This window comes from Polynucleobacter asymbioticus (assembly GCF_018687575.1).
GTDB lineage: Bacteria > Pseudomonadota > Gammaproteobacteria > Burkholderiales > Burkholderiaceae > Polynucleobacter > Polynucleobacter asymbioticus_C.
This window is the reverse complement of sequence record NZ_CP061297.1, coordinates 1,376,897-1,392,671: the sequence shown is the minus strand read 5'-3', so window position 1 is coordinate 1,392,671 and position 15,775 is coordinate 1,376,897. Positions and strand designations below refer to the sequence as shown.

The 15,775-nt window shown below is 47.3% G+C and carries 15 protein-coding genes and 1 pseudogene; 14 read left to right on the top strand and 2 right to left on the bottom strand.

The features are described from left to right. Positions 1-7: 7 nt before the first annotated feature. The 11 genes and pseudogenes from AOC19_RS07010 to cysM all read left to right on the top strand — a co-directional run bounded on the left by AOC19_RS07010 (position 8) and on the right by cysM (position 11,205). Positions 8-889, top strand: coding sequence for a prephenate dehydrogenase (locus tag AOC19_RS07010; protein WP_215375258.1), 882 nt, complete (start codon positions 8-10; stop codon positions 887-889). An 8-nt stretch (positions 890-897) separates the two neighbouring features. Beyond that, entirely contained in the window at positions 898-2,217 is a 1,320-nt protein-coding gene (gene aroA / locus AOC19_RS07005) for a 3-phosphoshikimate 1-carboxyvinyltransferase (RefSeq protein ID WP_215378212.1), read from the top strand. Between the two features lie 11 nt (positions 2,218-2,228). Continuing rightward, positions 2,229-2,891 carry a (d)CMP kinase gene (gene cmk, locus AOC19_RS07000; RefSeq protein ID WP_215375255.1) on the top strand — a complete coding sequence of 221 codons (663 nt, stop codon included), beginning with the start codon at positions 2,229-2,231 and terminating at the stop codon, positions 2,889-2,891. Between the two features lie 143 nt (positions 2,892-3,034). After that, the gene (rpsA, locus tag AOC19_RS06995) at positions 3,035-4,708 is read left to right on the top strand and encodes a 30S ribosomal protein S1 (protein ID WP_215301598.1); all 1,674 of its coding nucleotides are present in this window, start codon (positions 3,035-3,037) and stop codon (positions 4,706-4,708) included. A 52-nt stretch (positions 4,709-4,760) separates the two neighbouring features. After that, positions 4,761-5,057 (top strand): annotated as a pseudogene (locus AOC19_RS06990) (integration host factor subunit beta); the annotation flags it as partial. Positions 5,058-5,165: 108 nt separating this feature from the next. Beyond that, positions 5,166-6,377 (top strand): lipopolysaccharide assembly protein LapB, encoded by a 1,212-nt coding sequence (gene lapB, locus AOC19_RS06985; protein WP_215375252.1) that lies wholly within the window; start codon positions 5,166-5,168, stop codon positions 6,375-6,377. Positions 6,378-6,398: 21 nt separating this feature from the next. Further along, complete coding sequence (locus AOC19_RS06980) at positions 6,399-7,763, top strand: UDP-glucose dehydrogenase family protein (RefSeq protein ID WP_215375249.1); 1,365 nt, start codon at positions 6,399-6,401, stop codon at positions 7,761-7,763. Between the two features lie 50 nt (positions 7,764-7,813). Then, complete coding sequence (rfaE1, locus tag AOC19_RS06975) at positions 7,814-8,743, top strand: D-glycero-beta-D-manno-heptose-7-phosphate kinase (protein ID WP_215375246.1); 930 nt, start codon at positions 7,814-7,816, stop codon at positions 8,741-8,743. Beyond that, positions 8,740-9,759 carry an ADP-glyceromanno-heptose 6-epimerase gene (gene rfaD, locus AOC19_RS06970; RefSeq protein WP_215375242.1) on the top strand — a complete coding sequence of 340 codons (1,020 nt, stop codon included), beginning with the start codon at positions 8,740-8,742 and terminating at the stop codon, positions 9,757-9,759. Before rfaE1 ends, rfaD begins: the two co-directional genes overlap by 4 nt. Positions 9,760-9,856: 97 nt before the next feature. Then, positions 9,857-10,252 (top strand): ComEA family DNA-binding protein, encoded by a 396-nt coding sequence (locus AOC19_RS06965; protein WP_215375239.1) that lies wholly within the window; start codon positions 9,857-9,859, stop codon positions 10,250-10,252. A 41-nt stretch (positions 10,253-10,293) separates the two neighbouring features. Continuing rightward, positions 10,294-11,205 carry a cysteine synthase CysM gene (gene cysM / locus AOC19_RS06960; RefSeq protein ID WP_215375236.1) on the top strand — a complete coding sequence of 304 codons (912 nt, stop codon included), beginning with the start codon at positions 10,294-10,296 and terminating at the stop codon, positions 11,203-11,205. A gap of 20 nt (positions 11,206-11,225) precedes the next feature. Here cysM and AOC19_RS06955 read toward each other — a convergent pair whose 3' ends face one another. Next, positions 11,226-12,494: a lytic murein transglycosylase gene (locus AOC19_RS06955; RefSeq protein WP_215375233.1), complete on the bottom strand. Its 1,269-nt coding sequence runs from the start codon at positions 12,492-12,494 to the stop codon at positions 11,226-11,228. Between the two features lie 83 nt (positions 12,495-12,577). Between AOC19_RS06955 and AOC19_RS06950 the strand changes: the two genes are divergently transcribed. The 3 genes from AOC19_RS06950 to AOC19_RS06940 all read left to right on the top strand — a co-directional run bounded on the left by AOC19_RS06950 (position 12,578) and on the right by AOC19_RS06940 (position 15,274). Beyond that, positions 12,578-13,498, top strand: a complete 921-nt coding sequence (locus AOC19_RS06950; RefSeq protein ID WP_215375230.1) for a histone deacetylase family protein — start codon at positions 12,578-12,580, stop codon at positions 13,496-13,498. A gap of 90 nt (positions 13,499-13,588) precedes the next feature. Further along, positions 13,589-14,338 (top strand): electron transfer flavoprotein subunit beta/FixA family protein, encoded by a 750-nt coding sequence (locus tag AOC19_RS06945; RefSeq protein ID WP_215375227.1) that lies wholly within the window; start codon positions 13,589-13,591, stop codon positions 14,336-14,338. Then, positions 14,339-15,274 carry an electron transfer flavoprotein subunit alpha/FixB family protein gene (locus AOC19_RS06940; protein ID WP_215375224.1) on the top strand — a complete coding sequence of 312 codons (936 nt, stop codon included), beginning with the start codon at positions 14,339-14,341 and terminating at the stop codon, positions 15,272-15,274. 52 nt (positions 15,275-15,326) lie between these two features. On the opposite strand, the gene AOC19_RS06935 is transcribed toward AOC19_RS06940, so the two are convergent. After that, on the bottom strand, positions 15,327-15,773 hold the full coding sequence (locus tag AOC19_RS06935) for a hypothetical protein (RefSeq protein WP_215375222.1): 447 nt from the start codon (positions 15,771-15,773) through the stop codon (positions 15,327-15,329). Between the last annotated feature and the right edge of the window lie 2 nt (positions 15,774-15,775).

Sequence of the window (15,775 nt, the reverse complement as noted above, 5' to 3'; positions counted from 1 at the left end):
AAGCCCCATGGCCATCATTAATCCATCCAGTAATTACGGCACCGTCACTATTGTTGGTGTTGGCTTGATTGGTGCCTCCTTGGGTTTGGCATTAAAAAAAGCAGGTGTAGTGAACAAGGTTTTGGGTGTTGGTCGTAGCGCTAAAAATTTAGATCAAGCGCTCAAGATGGGTGCAATTGATGCAGTGGTGGATTTAGTCGAGGCAGCAAAACAATCCGATGTGATTGTGTTGTGTGTGCCGGTGGCGCAGATGCGTACTGCTTTTGAAACGATTGAGCCGCACTTAGAACCTCGGACCATGCTGACAGATGCTGGCAGCACTAAGGGCGATGTGATTTTGGCTGCCAAGGAAGTGTTGGGTAAAAAGGCTTGCCAATTTGTTCCTGCACACCCTATTGCTGGTGGTGCACAACATGGCGCTAGCGCTGCCAAGGCAGATTTATTTGAAGGCAAGCAAACCATTCTTTGCCCGCTACAAGAAAATTCGCCGCAAGACACCGATTTAATCGAAGGTTTTTGGCAGTCGGCTGGCTCAGTCGTGAAAAAGATTTCTTGCGTCCAGCATGATGCGATCTACGCAGCTGTTTCCCATTTGCCGCACATCCTTTCTTATGCATTAATGGCCAGCGTTGTGAATTCTGAAGATGCCGATCAAAAACTGAGTCATGTTGGCGCAGGTTTCAAAGATTTCACGCGAATTGCTGCCTCGAGTCCTGAAATGTGGCGCGATATTTGCTTAGGTAATCGCACCGCAGTTCTAAAAGAGCTCGATCAATACCTACTCATCGTCAATCACATGCGTAAATTGATTGCCGACAATGATGGTGCAGGTCTTGAGAAGTTATTTAATAAAGCTAGCAAAGCTCGCCAAGATTTGGATGTACTTTGATGAGCGGTTTGCCAGACATCAAGATTGGACCATTCAAGCGAGCACAGGGTTCGATAGTCTTACCAGGCTCTAAGAGTATTTCGAATCGCGCCTTGTTATTGGCCGCTTTATCTTCAGGCACAACTACCCTCAAAAATTTACTAGATGCTGACGATACCCAGGTGATGCGTAATGCGCTTCGTCAGTTGGGTTTATCTGTAATCGATCAAGCAGACAAAGTCTGTGTCGTTGAGGGTTGTGGGGGCAAGTTCCCAGTCCAAAACGCAGATCTTTTTATGGGTAATGCGGGAACGGCAATTCGTCCGCTAACAGCTGCCCTTGCAATGCAAGGTGGTAACTATCGTCTATCTGGCGTGCCTCGTATGCATGAACGTCCTATTCGGGATCTGGTAGATGGATTGCGACAAGTCGGCGCAAAGATTGATTACGAATTACAAGAAGGCTATCCACCGATCAAGATTGTTGCGGCGGATATTTCAATCCAAGATGTTGTTAAGGTACGTGGCGATGTCTCTAGTCAGTTCTTAACCGCCTTATTGATGGCCTTGCCTTTAGTGGCTAAAGAGCCTGTCAAGATTGAAGTCATAGGCGAATTGATTTCTCGCCCTTATATCGACATCACACTCAAGCTCATGGCGCGCTTTGGTGTCAGAGTGGCTTGCCCTGATGCGCAGTCATTTGTGATTCCTGCCAAAACTGCTGATGCGGTCTATCAAAGTCCTGGCGTTTTATCGGTTGAGGGTGATGCATCATCGGCATCTTATTTCTTGGCGCTTGGCGCGATTGGTGGCGGACCGGTGCGCGTCCTGGGTGTTGGTAATGAGAGCATTCAAGGGGATGTTGCATTTGCAGATGCATTGGCATTGATGGGCGCTAAGATTTCTTCTGGAGAAGATTGGATCGAGGTTGCTGGCGTGAAGAATACCAATGGCAAACTCAAGGGCATCACGATTGATTGCACGGAAATTCCGGATGCGGCGATGACACTTGCTGTTGCTGGATTGTTTGCTGAAGGACCAACCCGCTTGAACAATATTGCTAGTTGGCGCGTAAAAGAAACCGACCGCATCGCAGCGATGGCAAAAGAGTTGAAAAAGGTTGGGGCTATCGTTGAGGAGGGTGCCGATTACATCGTGGTGCAAGCTCCTCAAATCCCCGCTAATTGGAAGTCTCCTGCCGAAGGCATTGATACTTATGATGACCATCGCATGGCGATGTGTTTCTCATTGGCCGCTTTTGGCCCTAATGCGCTGCAGATCAATGATCCCAATTGCGTTGCCAAAACCTTCCCCACTTACTTTGCAGAGTTTGCAAAGATCGTTTCTTAAAAGCCTTTTTGATGAATTTGCCTCCAGTCATCGCGATTGATGGACCTACTGCTTCTGGCAAGGGTACGGTTGCCTCCTTGGTGGCGGAAAAGTTGGGTTTTCATTACCTGGATAGTGGGGCGCTATATCGACTGGTTGCCCTGGGCAGTCAAAAAGCATCCATTGACCCCAAAAATGGCCCAGAACTAGGTATTTTGGCTAAAAAACTGGTGATTTCCTTCAAAAATGGCCAAATTCTGCTCAATTCTGAAGATGTAACTGAGGCCATTCGTACGGAAAGCATTGGCTTACGTGCTTCGGCAATTGCAGTCCATCCTGAGGTGAGGCAGGCTTTAGTTGCAGTCCAGCATGGTTTTAGGGCTACTCCGGGCTTGGTTGCTGATGGCCGGGATATGGCTAGCGTGATATTTCCAGATGCAGTTTTGAAGGTTTTCCTGACGGCAACGGCCGAAGCTAGGGCCGAACGTCGGTATAAGCAATTGATAGCTAAGGGAATTTCTGCTAAACTCGATGACTTGCTGCAGGATTTGCAAGAGCGCGATGCCAGAGACAGTAGTCGAGGTGCCGCACCTTTGTTAGTTGCAGACGGCGCTAAAGTGCTTGAAACATCAGAATTATCGATAGATCAAGCAGTTAAGACGGTTTTAGATTGGTATCAATCAAAAATAGCTTAGTTTTTGGTGGGAAGTAAACGGTAGTAGAAGTTGTTTTGGCGTCTTAAGAAACTCTACAACGCGATTTTCTAATTTAGCGTGTTTCTTGGGGCTTTTTTAATCTAACCCGTCAGGCCTTCTGGCGGCACAAAGTGAATATATAAATGTCTGAATCATTTGCAGAACTATTTGAAGAATCATTAACCCGATCGAATATGAAGACCGGCCAAGTTATTTCGGCTGAAGTACTTCGCATCGACCATAACTTCGTCGTTGTTAACGCTGGATTGAAATCCGAAGCGTTTATTCCTGTTGAAGAATTCCATAACGATGCTGGCGAGATTGAAGTAGCTCCTGGCGATTTCGTTTCTGTTGCTATTGACGCTCTTGAGAACGGCTATGGCGACACAATCCTTTCCCGTGACAAAGCTAAGCGCTTGGCATCATGGATGAATTTGGAAAAAGCTCTCGAGCAAGCTGAGATCGTTACCGGTACTGTTACTGGTAAGGTTAAGGGCGGCTTGACAGTCATGGTTAACGGTATCCGTGCATTCTTGCCTGGATCACTCGTTGATACACGCCCAATCAAGGACACCAGCCCTTACGAAGGTAAGACGATGGAGTTCAAGGTTATCAAGCTTGACCGTAAGCGTAATAACGTAGTGTTATCACGTCGTGCAGTTGTTGAAGCTAGCCAAGGTGAAGAGCGTGCGAAGTTGATGTCTAACCTCAAAGAAGGTAGCGTTGTTCAAGGTATCGTTAAGAACATCACTGACTACGGCGCATTCGTGGACCTCGGTGGTATCGATGGCCTCTTGCACATTACCGACTTGGCATGGCGTCGTGTGCGTCACCCAAGCGAGATGTTGACTGTTGGTCAAGAAGTTACCGCTAAGATTTTGAAGTTCGATCAAGAGAAGAACCGTGTTTCACTCGGTGTGAAACAACTTGGTGATGATCCATGGGTTGGTATCGCTCGTCGTTACCCACCAAACACCCGTTTATTCGGTAAGGTAACTAACCTGACTGACTACGGCGCATTCGTAGAAATCGAATCTGGTATCGAAGGTTTGGTACACGTTTCTGAAATGGATTGGACTAACAAGAACGTTGCTCCAAGCAAAGCTACTGCATTAGGAACCGAAGTTGAAGTCATGGTTCTGGACATTGATGAAGACAAGCGTCGTATCAGCTTGGGCATCAAGCAGTGCAAAGCAAATCCATGGGAAGAGTTCTCACGTGGCCAACAAAAAGGCGACAAGTTGACTGGCGCAATCAAGTCTATTACTGACTTCGGTGTGTTCATTGGTTTGCCTGGTGGTATCGACGGTTTGGTTCACCTCTCAGACCTCTCATGGAATGAGCCAGGAGAAGAAGCTGTTAAGAAATACAAAAAAGGCGATGAAGTTGAAGCTACTGTATTGGCTATTGATGTTGAGAAAGAGCGTATCTCTCTTGGTATCAAGCAATTGTCTGGTGACCCATTCAATAACTACACATCCGTAAGCGACAAGGGCAGCCTTGTAACTGGTACTGTGAAGGCTGTTGATGCTAAGGGTGCAACTATTCACTTGGCCGATGAAGTTGAAGCTTACTTGCGTGCTTCTGAGATCTCAACAGATCGCGTTGAAGATGCACGCAATGTATTGAAAGAAGGCGACACTGTAACTGCAATGATCATCAACATTGATCGTAAGTCACGTGCAATCAATCTTTCAATCAAAGCTAAAGACAGCTCTGACCAACAAGACGCTATGAGCAAACTCCAAGGTGATGCGCAGTCCGGCACAACCAACTTGGGTGCTTTGTTAAAAGCGAAGTTGGACAATCAAGGCTAAATCAATATCGCCGCTTTCCATTAGGAGAGCGGCGGTTTTTTATTGATAGATCATGTCAGATCAAGAGCAACAAGCAATTACTCGCTCCGAACTCGTGGAGAGCTTGGCGGAACAGTTTCCCCAGCTATTACCTCGTGATGTGGAGTTAGCAGTAAAAACTTTGCTAGACACCATGACTCACGCTTTAGCCGAAGGCAAGCGGATTGAGTTGCGCGGTGTTGGTAGCTTTGTTTTGCATCACCGTCCTGCGCGTACTGGCCGCAATCCAAAATCTGGTGAGAAAGTATTGATCCCAGAAAAACGGGTGCCCCATTTCAAGCCTGGAAAAGAATTACGTGAGCGTGTTGACTATAAGCCTTTGAAGCAAGTGAGCCCTAAAGAGGGTTCTGGTGCCTAGTCACATAGCGCATATCCAGTGGTCCATTCGGACCATTTTTTTATTGATGTTCTGCACAGCATGATTCAGATCGCAACCTCCTGGCTACTGTTATTACCAGTCATGTTTGCTATTGGTTGGCTGGCTTCGCGCTGGGATCTCCATCTTGAAAACCGTATGGATGAACGTGAGCGTATGCGTCAGCAACGCTCCACATTTAAAGGTTTAAGCCTTTTATTAAATGAACAGCCAGACCAAGCGATTGAAACCTTGGTCAAGATTGCTCAGCTCGATCCCGAAACTATTGAACTTCATTTTGCTTTAGGTAATTTATTCCGTCGCCGCGGCGAAACTGAGCGTGCCATTCGAGTTCACCAGCACTTGGCTAATCGTGATGACTTAAAGCCACGCGATCGAGATCATGCCGCTTATGAATTGGGCCGTGATTTTCTCCGAGCTGGATTATTAGACCGTGCTGAAGCTTCATTAAATCGCGTGGGTGAAGGCAAGTTTGCAGCGCCTGCAAAAGAGAGTTTGTTGGAGATGTACCAAATTGAGCGGGATTGGAAAAAAGCCATTATTGCCGCCAGTGAGCTAGAAGGCTTGCAAGGAAAATCCCATCACACGGAAATTGCTCAGTTTCATTGCGAGATTGGTCAAGAGGCACTACGTCGCAAGGATTTGCCAGAGGTTGAGCAATCGGTGCAATTAGCATTGCAGGTAGTTCCCCACCATGCGCGCGCATTGATTTTGCAGGGTGATTATTTAATTGCCATGGATCGCCCAGCCCAGGCAATTGAGGTATGGGCCGTGATTGCGAAAACACATCCTGCCTATATGCATTTACTTGCGGATCGTTGGATGGCGGCACACACTGCGCTAAATAAAGCAGATGAAGGCTTAAGTGCACTTTGTGAGCTATTAAAAACCCAGGCTTCTGGTGAGTTGCTCGATATTGTGCAAAAGCATATGACTCAAATTCGTGGCGCACAAGCTGCGGAAGTGATGCTCGTTGAGGTGATGCAACATTCACCAAGCTTGAGTGCGCTCTCCAAGTTGGCTGAGACCCGTTTGGCCTTGGCGGAGAGCAACGGTACGCCAGAGCGGGTATCGGATTTGCAGGCTACATTAAGTTTATTAAAGCAGCGCACAACCAGTTTGGCTCGTTACACCTGCGGTAACTGTGGTTTTAGGGCGAGACGTTTTTACTGGCAGTGTCCGGGTTGCAATCACTGGGAGGCATACTCCCCGAGACGCAGCGAAGGAGCCGTTCCTAGCGGCCCTTCAATGTAAATAGAGTTATTTGGAGATATATTGAAAGTCACTATCATCGGCAGCGGTTACGTTGGTCTTGTTACGGGCGCCTGCCTAGCGGAGCAAGGTAATAGCGTCTTTTGTGTGGACGTAGATCCCAAGAAGATTGAGATTCTCAACTCTGGCGGTGTTCCCATTTATGAGCCAGGCCTCAAAGAGATGATTGAGCGCAATCGCGCGGCGGGGCGTTTGCAGTTCTCTACTGACATTGCTGCTTCAGTTGCTCATGGCGATATTCAATTTATTGCCGTTGGTACCCCTCCTGATGAAGATGGTTCTGCTGATCTGCAGTACGTCGTAGCAGCAGCCCGAAATATTGGTCGCCATATGACCACCCCTAAGGTGATTGTCGATAAATCGACTGTGCCAGTAGGCACTGCTGATAAGGTGCAAGCCGCTATTACTGAAGAGCTCCAAAAGAGAAGTCTCTCCCCAGAGCTGTGCTCCGTAGTTTCTAATCCCGAGTTTCTGAAAGAGGGTGCAGCTGTAGAAGACTTTATGCGCCCAGATCGTATTGTGATTGGTACACAAAGCACCCCGGCTGGTCTGCGTGCTAAGGAACAAATGCGCAAACTTTACGCCCCCTTTAACCGCCACCATGAGCGTACCTACTACATGGATGTGAAGAGTGCTGAGCTTACTAAATACGCAGCCAATGCGATGTTAGCCACCCGCATCTCTTTTATGAACGAGTTAGCGAATCTGGCTGACTTGGTTGGAGCGGATATTGAAGCAGTGCGCCAAGGCATTGGTTCGGACTCTCGTATTGGTTACGGGTTTTTATACTCCGGTACTGGTTATGGCGGCTCTTGCTTTCCAAAGGATGTTTCTGCCCTGTCGAAGACTGCGATTGAGTATGGTCGCGATTTGAAGATTCTCGATGCTGTTGAGGCGGTGAACGAAGCTCAAAAGTACATCCTCGTAGAGAAGATTGAAAAACGCTTTGGTGCCGACCTGAAGGGTAAGAAGTTCGCCATGTGGGGTTTAGCATTTAAACCGAATACCGACGATATGCGCGAAGCCCCTAGTCGAGTCATTATTCAAGAGCTAGTCAAGCGAGGTGCCCAGATCGTAGCTCATGACCCAGTAGCGATGCCAGAAACTCAGCACTGCCTAGAAGTGGACTTTAAAGGCAATCCAGAAGGTCTCAAACAGGTTAGTTTGGTGGATGATCCAATGGCAGCCACCCAAGGTGCTGATGCCCTAGTGATAGTCACTGAGTGGAAAGCCTTCCGTAGTCCGGATTTTGATCTTCTGAAAGCCAAATTGAAGAACCCCATCATCTTTGATGGCCGTAATCTGTATGAGCCACAAGCTATGCAAGAATTAGGCATTGAGTACCAGGGTATTGGTCGTCATAATTAATTACCAGTACAACAGAATCCATTCGAAAGATTAGAGAGATTAGTTACATCGTGGAAAAAGCCAACCGAGAACAATTTTCTAAAGCCCGCTTATTGGTAGTGGGCGATGTCATGCTGGATCGCTATTGGTTTGGTGATACGAATCGGATCTCTCCAGAGGCACCGGTGCCAGTTGTTCAGGTTGGTAAGATTGATGAACGTTTGGGTGGTGCGGCTAACGTGGCGCGTAACGTTGCAGCCCTTGGCGCAAAGACAACGATTTTGGGTGTGATTGGTGACGATGAGCCAGGACATCGCGTTACCGAGTTGCTGAAGTCAAGCGGTGTAGATAGTCAGCTTGAAGTCGATGGCAAAGTGCCAACCACTGTGAAGCTGCGCGTCATTGCAAGACAGCAACAATTGATTCGTTTAGATTTTGAAGAAGCTCCTAGTGAGTCAGCGCTAGCGCATAAGTTAGAGCGTTATGAAAAGCTTGTTGGTGATGCTGATGTCGTGATTTTGTCTGACTATGGCAAAGGTGCGTTGGGCCAAGTTGCCTTAATGATTGAGCAGGCGCGTGCCCAGAAGAAAATGATCCTAGTCGACCCAAAGGGTGATGACTATGCTAAGTACCGCGGTGCCACCGTACTCACTCCAAACCGAAGTGAACTCCGTCAGGTAGTTGGTCAATGGACCAGTGAAGAGGATCTCACTAAGAGAGCGCAAGACCTCAGAAAGTCATTAAACCTCGAAGCTTTATTGCTGACCCGCTCAGAAGAGGGTATGAGTTTATTCACAGAGGCGGGCGTCAGTCACGTTAAGGCGCAAGCGCGTGAAGTATTTGATGTATCAGGCGCAGGGGATACGGTCATCGGCACTCTCGCAGTGGCATTAGCAGCAGGTTGGCCGCTTGAAAGAGCGATGGCTTTAGCGAATCGTGCGGGTGGTATTGTGGTTGGTAAATTGGGTACCGCTACCGTTACTTCAGAGGAATTGCAATGACAATTATCGTTACTGGCGCTGCTGGCTTTATTGGTGCCAATATTGTTCAGGCGCTCAATGCGCGTGGTGAGAAAAATATTATTGCGGTCGATGATTTACGTCCCGCTGATAAGTATCGCAATCTAGCGGACTTAGACATCATTGACTACCTTGATAAAGACGAATTTCTGGAGGCATTTAGAAGTGGTCGTTTTGGCAAGGTGAGGGCAGTGTTTCATGAAGGAGCTTGCTCCGATACGATGGAAACCGACGGCATCTTCATGATGGCGAATAATTATCGTTACACCATGGACTTGCTCGATATCTGCACAGAGCAAAAAGTGCAATTGCTTTACGCCTCTTCGGCAGCAACCTACGGTGGCTCCGACGTGTTTGTAGAGAGTCGTGAGCATGAGAAGCCATTAAATATTTATGGTTACTCCAAATTCCTATTTGACCAAGTGATGCGTAAGCGTTTTGCTGAAAAAGCTAATACTGCTCAGGTGGTTGGTTTCCGCTACTTTAATGTGTACGGTCCACGTGAATCACATAAAGGTCGAATGGCTTCAGTAGCATTCCATCAATATCACCAATACAAAGCCAATGGCAAAGTAAAGCTTTTTGGTGAATATGGTGGCTATGCTGCTGGTGAGCAGAGTCGTGACTTTGTATCAGTTGAAGATGTGGTGAAAGTAAATTTATATTTCTTGGATCACCCAGAAATCAGCGGTATCTTCAACCTCGGCAGCGGTCGTGCGCAACCATTTAACGATGTTGCTCATGCAGTAGCCAATGCCATGCGCAAAATTGATCATGCCAATCCTGCTAGCTTAGAAGAGTTGGTTAAAGAAAAAGCGATTGAATACATTCCGTTTCCGGATGCGCTCAAAGGTAAGTACCAGTGTTTTACACAAGCGGATTTAACTAAGTTGCGTGCCGCTGGATACTCAGAGCCCTTCCTCAATGTGGAGCAGGGTGTCAGCCGTTATATAGCTTGGCTATCAGCCAATGCAGATTTCTTGGCGAGCCCGCTTTAAGAGCTTAAAAACAGTAAACTAACTGAACCCCCATTCGTTGTAACTGATCCACTTGCACTTTGTGTAGGTGGATTTTTTATTAACTGATGGAGATTAAATGAATCAATTATTAAAGTCTTTGGTATTTTCGGCATTAGTGGCTGTCTCTGCATTGGCTACAGCTTCACCAGTGAATGTCAATACTGCAACTCAGTCTGAGTTGGAGAGTATTAAGGGTATTGGGCCATCTAAAGCGAAAACCATTATTGCGGAGCGCTTAGATGGGGGTCATTACCAGGATGCGAATGACCTGCAAAAACGGGTTCGCGGAATTGGTATGAAATCCGTGGAAAAGATGGTGGATAACGGTTTAACTATTGAGGCCCCGAGCTCTTTTCGTGAACCGCACGGCAGGACTAATAAAGAGGGTTCCAAGGCTAGCAGACGTAGCTCACGCGGTCAAAGTGGTTCGCGTCATCATTCGGATCGTGCGGAACCAAGTCGCCGAAATTAAACCCTTTTACGTCTAGCCTGGCTTATGGCTAAAATGGTTTCATGAGCACACCTTCCTACTTAACTATTTCACAGACCGTGGGTAATACACCCCTGGTTCGTTTACAACGCATTCCTGGCGCAGAAAACGATTCTAAAAATAATCTGATCTTAGGAAAGTTGGAGGGTAATAATCCAGCCGGGTCGGTGAAAGACCGACCTGCGCTGTCGATGATCCTGCGCGCACAAGAGCGCGGCGAAATCAAACCTGGCGACACCCTCATTGAGGCTACCAGCGGTAATACGGGCATTGCCTTGGCAATGACTGCTGCGATGTTGGGTTACAAGATGGTTTTGGTGATGCCTGAAAATCAAAGTATTGAACGTCGACAAAGTATGGCTGCTTACGGTGCTGAGTTAATTTTGACAGCAGCCTCTGGTGGCATGGAGTTTGCTCGCGACTATGCATTGCAATTGCAGAAAGAGGGTCGCGGAAGATTGTTGGATCAATTTGCAAATCCAGATAACCCCCGCGCTCATATCGAGACCACTGGCCCAGAAATCTGGCGTGATACTGATGGCCAAGTTACCCACTTTGTTTCATCGATGGGTACTACTGGAACCATTACCGGAGTCTCCACTTATCTCAAGTCCATGAATCCCAATATTCAGATTATTGGCGCGCAACCAGAAGAAGGTTCTCAGATTCCAGGTATTCGTAAATGGGCTCCAGAGTACCTGCCTAAGATTTATCAAGGCGACAAGGTTGATCGTATTGAATATGTCAGTCAAGCAGATGCAGAAGAGATGGCTCGCCGTCTTGCGGCCGAAGAGGGTATCTTCTGCGGTATTTCAGCTGGGGGTGCTTTAGTAGTTGCCTTGCGCATCGCTCGCCAGGTTGAGAATGCAACGATTGTATTTATCGTCTGCGACCGTGGTGACCGTTATCTTTCTACTGGGGTTTTCCCAGCGTAATGCATTTGGTCTGAGCTACGTTAAGCCTGCTTTTGTTTTTTCTTGTTAGCAGGCTTCTTCGGTTTGGGTTTGGCTGGCTCACCTGACTTTGTTTCTGACTTCACTTTGCTTGCTGGAGCAGTAACGACGCTTTGATTTTTGTATCCTAGAGCTTCTGCAAACTCAGCAACACTTTGCGCGTAAAAGTAGCTGCGGTTGTACTGTACAATCGTTAAAAAATTATTCAAGCCAACTACATAACGAACTTGATCATTGCCATCCTTATCGGGGTAGGGAAGATCGACAATAAGTGCCTTGCTTTGCGGCTCAACGCCACCTGCTTGCAGGTCGCCCTGTTCTTTAGTCAAGATACCTTTTGTGATGAGATCTTGAATGGTGTATTTGAGTTGCGGCTCACCGTCTGCTAAGGCTCTCGCTTCACTGATTGCTCCATCCTGCACGGGGAAGTAAATCGGCATGCCAGGCTGCCAGCCATGTTTTCTCATGAAATTGGCCACGCTAGCAATAGCATCTTTAGGACTTTGCTTGAGGTCAATGCGCCCATCACCATCACCATCTACAGCAAAGCTGCGAATACTACTTGGCATGAATTGCGGCAAACCCATTGCGCCAGCGTAGGAGCTATTTTGATTAAGGCAGGCATTAAATCGCACCGGATTTAATCCTTGAGTACTGTTCTTTGCAGGAAGGCTTCCGCCACCCTCAGTCCAGCACATGAGGATCAGTTCCTGAAGCTGATCTTTAAAAAGCTGTTCGCGACTTGCCTTATTGGGTGTATCTGGGTAGCTGAAGGCAAGCGTAGAAAGCACATCCTTTACCCGGAAATTTCCAGTTTGGCGGCCATAGATGGTTTCAATCCCAATAATGGAGACAATGACCTCAGCCGGAACGCCTGATTCTTGCTCAACTTTATTCAGGAATGCCTGGTTTTGTTCCCAAAACGCTTTGCCTGCCTTCAGGCGGACCGGCTCAATAAAGCGCTTACGATAGGCTACCCAATTCTTTTTAAAGCTACCCGACGGGGGTAGTACCAGTTTGCGAATGGATGGAATCGTTTTGGCATCTGAGAAGCCTGATTCCAGGCTCGCCTGAGGGATTCCCTGGGTTTGAGCAACTTGCGCAATTAACTGGTTGAGGTTTTGGCTAAATCGAGCTTCTGTCGCAGTATCCTCGGACTGGTTTACGATAGTCTCTGTAGGGCTAGCTTGCTGAACGGGGGCGCTGGAACAGGCGCCAAGTAGTAGCGCTATTGATAGTATTGAAGCAAGGTAGGAGACACGAAAATTCATGGATAAGGAAGTGGATTTTTAAGGTTTTAGCAGGTTTGATTACATTATAAAAACTACAGTTTTGCTATTGAGGATTTCTAGTCATGACAACAGGATACATAACTCACCCAGATTTTCTAAAACATGAGATGGGTAGCCATCATCCCGAGTGCCCTGAGCGGATTCAGGCAATCAATGATCAATTGATTCGTAGTGGCATCGACCGCTTTCTGCACCACTTGGATGCACCATTAGCAACTGAAGATCAGCTGGAGTTAGTCCATAGTCCAGATCATATTGCCTTTGTTAAAGAGCGCTCACCAGCCAGTGGTTATTTCATGCTCGATGGTGACACTATTATGAACCCCCATACTTGGAGCGCTGCACTACGTGCAGCAGGTGCTGCAATTGCGGGTGTTGATGCAGTAATGAAGGGTGAGGTTGACAATGTATTTTGCGCCATTCGCCCACCAGGACATCATGCGGAGCCGACCCGCTCCATGGGATTTTGTGTCTTTGATAATGTCGCTGTAGCAGCTCGGTATGCGATGGAGACTTACGGTATCGAACGTGTGGCCATCATCGATTTTGATGTGCATCACGGTAACGGTACTGAAGCAGCATTTTTCAATGACCCTAATGTCCTAATGTGTAGCTTCTTTCAGCATCCGTTTTATCCATACAGCGGCTTGGATGGAGCAAACAATATGGTGAATGTGCCGCTTCCTGCCTCTACACGGGGTGATGTAGTGCGCTCGATAGTGGAAGAGCAGTGGATGCCGCGTCTACGGGACTTTGAGCCAGAGCTCATCATCATCTCCGCAGGCTTTGATGCTCACCGTGAGGATGATTTAGGGCAGATGGGCTTAGTAGAGGACGACTATGCTTGGATTACCAAACAGCTTAAAGGGGTTGCCAACCAGTATGCTCAAGGCCGCATCGTTAGTTGCCTAGAGGGTGGTTACAACCTTTCTGCTTTAGGTCGAAGTGTGGTGGCGCACGTTAAGGCGCTAGCCGATATCTAGTATGAGTTTGAAAATGCGATTCAACTTGAGCAATGAATCGCAATGGGAAGATAAAATACTAGAGTCACTTCAAATAATTGAGAATGAAGCATGAAAATCTTAGTAGCAATAAAGCGTGTTGTAGATTACAACGTCAAAATTCGAGTAAAGTCAGATAACTCTGGTGTCGATCTGGCAAACGTCAAAATGAGCATGAACCCATTTGATGAGATTGCCGTTGAAGAGGCTGTGCGCCTGAAAGAGGCCGGCATTGCAACTGAGATAGTAGTGGTGTCCGCTGGACCAACCCAATGTCAAGAAACACTACGCACTGCTTTAGCGATCGGTGCAGACCGAGCTATTTTGGTGGAGACTGATGCTGAGTTACAGCCTTTAGCCGTCGCAAAAATTCTCCAAGCACTTTCTGAAAAAGAGCAGGCGCAGATCGTGATCCTGGGTAAACAGGCGATTGATGATGACAGCAATCAGACCGGTCAGATGTTGGCTAGCTTGATGGATATTCCTCAGGCGACATTTGCCTCCAAAGTAGTGGTTGCTGATGGTAAAGCGAGTGTGACGCGTGAGGTCGATGGTGGTCTAGAGACCATTGCTATTACCTTGCCTGCAGTCATTACTACCGACTTACGTTTAAATGAGCCACGTTATGTCACTTTGCCTAACATCATGAAGGCAAAGAAGAAGACCTTAGAAATTGTGAAGCCAGAAGAGCTTGGTGTTGACATTGCCTCACGCCTGAAGACTCTCAAAGTAGAAGATCCGCCTAAGCGCTCTGCTGGTGTGATGGTGGCTGATGTGGCTGCCTTAGTCGATAAACTTAAAAATGAAGCGAAGGTGATTTAAATGGCCGCACTTGTGATTGCTGAACACGATAATCAATCTTTAAAGGCCGCTACGCTCAACGCAGTTGCTGCTGCTTTGCAATGCTCTCCCGAGGTGGATGTATTGGTTGCTGGTAGTGGTGCTGATGCTGTAGCTACTGCAGCTTGTCAAATTGCTGGAGTGCGTAAAGTGATTCAGGCGGATGCGGCATCTTTGGCCGATCAACTGGCTGAACCTTTAGCTGCTCAAATATTGGCGATTGCCAATGACTATGCTTATATTCTTGCCCCAGCTACTGCCAATGGTAAGAATGTATTACCACGCGTTGCTGCGAAGTTAGATGTAGCTCAGCTATCAGATATCACCAGGGTTATTTCATCTGACACCTTTGAGCGTCCGATTTATGCAGGTAATGCGATTGCGACTGTGCAGTCAATTGACCCAGTTAAAGTCATTACCGTTCGCACCACCGGCTTTGATCCGGTGGCAAGTACGGGAGGATCTGCTGCTATTGAGAAAGTTGCGGCAACGAACTCTGAGGATAAGTCCTCTTTTGTTGGACGTGAATTAACTAAGTCTGATCGTCCAGAATTGACTGCCGCCAAAATCATTGTGTCTGGTGGTCGCGGCTTAGGTTCTGGCGAGAAGTATCAAGAGATTGTTGTGCCCTTGGCGGATAAGCTTGGTGCTGCCTTGGGTGCATCACGTGCTGCGGTTGATGCTGGGTATGTTCCAAATGATTACCAGGTTGGTCAGACTGGCAAGATTGTGGCTCCACAGCTTTACGTTGCCGTTGGTATTTCTGGTGCGATTCAGCACTTAGCCGGTATGAAAGATTCCAAGGTGATCGTGGCGATTAATAAAGATCCAGAAGCGCCAATCTTTAGTGTTGCTGATTATGGCCTGGTTGCCGACTTGAATGTGGCTGTTCCAGAGCTAACTAAAGCGCTCTCATAGAGTCGACCCCGTTATTAACGGGGTGTATTTCAGATATAAAAAGCTATCCGCATTACTGGGATAGCTTTCTTGCTTCCTGAAGCTGGGAGATGAAGAATTGCTCAAATGCGATTGCTAGGAAGGTCATCATGACGCCTGCACCAAACACCAAAGAAAAAATAACCGTCAGCACAACCGGCCAACCTGATTTGGTTGCACGACTTGGCTCTAGGCCTGGGTTAAATTGCGCATCCCACTTTTCATCAGCGCGTAGGCCATAAGCAATCGTTGTTAACCAACTTGCCTCAAATGTAATAAAGCCGAAGGTGATTAATACCCAGCCCGGTGCAGAGTGAAACTGCGTCTCTTTGAGAATTAGCCAGCCAGCGATTCCGCCAACAAATGAAAATAGTTGAGCCCAGCCCCAGAAGGATTTAAACCCTTGTAAATAAAAACAGTTAAAGCCAGTCCCCGGGAAAAATAATCCAAGTGAACAGAATAGGAGTTTGTATTTTTTCATTC

Coding starts and splice junctions, on each gene's coding strand:
- AOC19_RS06945 (WP_215375227.1), top strand. CDS start 13,589: ATGAAAATCTTAGTAGCAATAAAGCGTGTTGTAGATTACAACGTCAAA.
- AOC19_RS06935 (WP_215375222.1), bottom strand. CDS start 15,773: ATGAAAAAATACAAACTCCTATTCTGTTCACTTGGATTATTTTTCCCG.
- AOC19_RS06965 (WP_215375239.1), top strand. CDS start 9,857: ATGAATCAATTATTAAAGTCTTTGGTATTTTCGGCATTAGTGGCTGTC.
- rfaD (WP_215375242.1), top strand. CDS start 8,740: ATGACAATTATCGTTACTGGCGCTGCTGGCTTTATTGGTGCCAATATT.
- cysM (WP_215375236.1), top strand. CDS start 10,294: ATGAGCACACCTTCCTACTTAACTATTTCACAGACCGTGGGTAATACA.
- AOC19_RS07010 (WP_215375258.1), top strand. CDS start 8: ATGGCCATCATTAATCCATCCAGTAATTACGGCACCGTCACTATTGTT.
- AOC19_RS06940 (WP_215375224.1), top strand. CDS start 14,339: ATGGCCGCACTTGTGATTGCTGAACACGATAATCAATCTTTAAAGGCC.
- lapB (WP_215375252.1), top strand. CDS start 5,166: ATGATTCAGATCGCAACCTCCTGGCTACTGTTATTACCAGTCATGTTT.
- AOC19_RS06950 (WP_215375230.1), top strand. CDS start 12,578: ATGACAACAGGATACATAACTCACCCAGATTTTCTAAAACATGAGATG.
- rpsA (WP_215301598.1), top strand. CDS start 3,035: ATGTCTGAATCATTTGCAGAACTATTTGAAGAATCATTAACCCGATCG.
- cmk (WP_215375255.1), top strand. CDS start 2,229: ATGAATTTGCCTCCAGTCATCGCGATTGATGGACCTACTGCTTCTGGC.
- AOC19_RS06955 (WP_215375233.1), bottom strand. CDS start 12,494: ATGAATTTTCGTGTCTCCTACCTTGCTTCAATACTATCAATAGCGCTA.